At 70.0% G+C, this 2,409-nt stretch carries 2 protein-coding genes; both read right to left on the bottom strand.

The window, feature by feature from the left end; translation table 11 throughout:
* Positions 1-57 precede the first annotated feature (57 nt).
* On the bottom strand, positions 58-1,677 hold the full coding sequence (locus QH270_RS17150) for a hypothetical protein (protein WP_280343319.1): 1,620 nt from the start codon (positions 1,675-1,677) through the stop codon (positions 58-60).
* Between the two features lie 362 nt (positions 1,678-2,039).
* Positions 2,040-2,409 (bottom strand): single-stranded DNA-binding protein (locus QH270_RS17145; protein WP_280343316.1); only part of this gene is annotated, 370 nt, incomplete at its 5' end.

The raw sequence follows: 2,409 nt of genomic DNA, 5'->3' as shown, positions 1-2,409 counted from the left end.
GGCTGGGGCACCGCGGATCTGGCGGTGCCCCAGCCGACTATGTGCTGTGGGGATGGGTCAGGCGGCGACGAGTCGACGCTCGCGCGGTGTGGGGATGTGCAGGCCGAGGTGGACCCGGCACTGTGTGCAGAACCCGTCGTCGTGCACAGGGGTGTAGCGGGTGCAGCCCTCACACCGGCCGGGCCGCTGGCCGGGCGGCACCACCGGTCCGCGGCGACGCTTCGATGCGGTGGGTGCCGATATGTACTCAGGATCAGCATCGTCTGCGACCGGTTGCGGGGCGCCGGGCAGGTCGGGGTGGGCGGCCAGGAACTTGTCGATCACGTTGATCAACCATTCCGGTGCCCGACGGCACACCTCGGTGATCAACCTGTAGGCGGCGTCGCGGTAGTGCTCGACAAAGTAGGTGCAGTAGGCGATGGCGAGATTGGAGGTGGTGAACCCGTCGGGGAGTGCAGGCAGGCCCGTACGGTTGTCGCCGCGGCAGTAGTCGCAGAGCCCGTCGTCGCTACGCCTCACCCCGTCGCGGACGTGGACGGGTCGCTGATCGGTGGTGGGGCGTTCGACGAAGCACGACACGCACCGCCACCCAGCGACCGGGGTCATCGCCGTGGCGAAGTCGTCGAGTCCGTTGCCCTGGAACACAAACCCTTCGCGGCGGTCGGCGCGGGAGCGTAGCCCGGTCCGTTCGGCGGCCCAGGCGTGGGAGTGCTCGGGGGACTTGGTCGATTCCGCGGCCAGGGCGCGGTCGTGGTCGCGTTGATAGGCGACGTGCACGCAGTACTGGTGATCCCACATCGCCTCGGCCAAATCAGCGGGCAGCGGGGCCCGTTCACCGGGGCGACGCGGTGTCCACCCCCGGGGCGAACCGGCGGTGAGAGTGACTCCGCGCGCGATCAACTCAGCCCAGCGTCGACGCAGGCGGGCTTGCTCGACGACCTCGGTGTCGACGAACAAGCTCTCCCGCACATACGCGGTGACCTCGACCGGTTCCGGCTCGGCGGGGCGACGCTTGCCGCGCGCGAGGACGCGGGCCCGGATCTGCTCGGGGTCCAAGCGGGCGGCGTCGATGCGGCGCGAGGCGGGCATGGTCAGCCGCGGCAGCGGGTTGCGCCACGTGCGGATGGACTGGCGGGGCATCTCCGCGGCGGCGAGCTGGACCTGAAATTTCGCGAATTCCTCGGCCACGCTGGTGCGGTTGGTTCTGGCGCGGGTTTCGATGAGCTGGGCCAGGGCGTGGTTGTCGTGGGAGTGCAGGCCGGGGTCGGTGTCGGGAACCAACCGCACCAACCGTTCGCGTTCGGTTTCGTCACCGGCGGACCAGCGGGCGCGCAGACGTAGCAGCGCGGACTCACGCGGGTAGAGGGTGAAGCACTCGACCATGAAATCCAGGACGTCCCAGTCGGCATCGGTCGCCAAATCCAGCGCGGGCCGGAACATCGCGATCGCGGCTTTGCGATCGATGGTGAAAGCGAGCTCGATCGCCGAGATCGCGTCCAGGAACGACCGCGTATCCGGCACCGCCGCCGATGCTTCGGTGGCGGGCTCATCGGATGGCGGCTCGGCGCCGGCAACATCGGAGGCAGACAGATTGAGCTCGTGCAGGTCGAACCCGGGCTCGACACTGTGTGTGGTGAGGGTGGTCTTGGGGGAGACGGTGGGTGCGTGAACGGACACAGCTGTTCTCCTGACTGGGATGGCGAGAATGGGTCGGCACCCGGGCGCGCTGGGACTGCCACGCTTTTCGCGAAATAGGGGTGCCGGGCTGGGGTGGGCCCAGCCGAGGGCTGTTCACCAGGACAGCGGGTGACACGACGGCGGGAACGCGCCAAATTGCGTGCGGGGGCGAATTCCCCGCGCGCACAACCGGACCGCCGGCTGGGGCTGGGGCGGGCGCGGGGGGTTCGTTTCCGCCGGGCGCGGGCCCGACGGCGTGGCGCACGATGGCCTGGTAGCCCTCGAGCGGCTGGGCCCACCCCAGCCCGGTGCCCCGACCCACCACGCTCGCCACCGCAACGGGATCGCAGAACCGGGTCAGGTCAAAACGGTGGTTGTCCGAAATCACCCATGCCGACACCGGCCAGCACGGGCTCGGCCCACGCTTCGCTGCCCCTGCCCGCCGGGGCGGAGGTGGCCCACGGGTCAGAAGCCTCCGAGGTCGGCGCAGCGGTGGCGGGCTCGGCCGCAGCGGTGACGGGGGTAGGGTTGTCGACGCCGAACCCGTTGCCGCTGCCGCTGTTCGTTCTGCGTCCGGTGCGGTTGACCTGAGCGCGCGCGAACCGCAAGCTCGGCCCGACTTCGTCGACCTCGAGCTCGAACACCGTGCGCTTGTCCCCGTCACGGGTCTGGTAGCTGCGTTGCTTGAGCCGCCCCGCGACGATGACACGCGCGCCCATGGTCAGCGACTCA

This window comes from Nocardia neocaledoniensis (genome assembly GCF_029868625.1).
In the GTDB taxonomy this organism is placed as follows: domain Bacteria; phylum Actinomycetota; class Actinomycetes; order Mycobacteriales; family Mycobacteriaceae; genus Nocardia; species Nocardia neocaledoniensis_A.
Note: the sequence above shows the minus strand (reverse complement) of the source record. Positions and strands in the feature narration are given on the sequence as shown.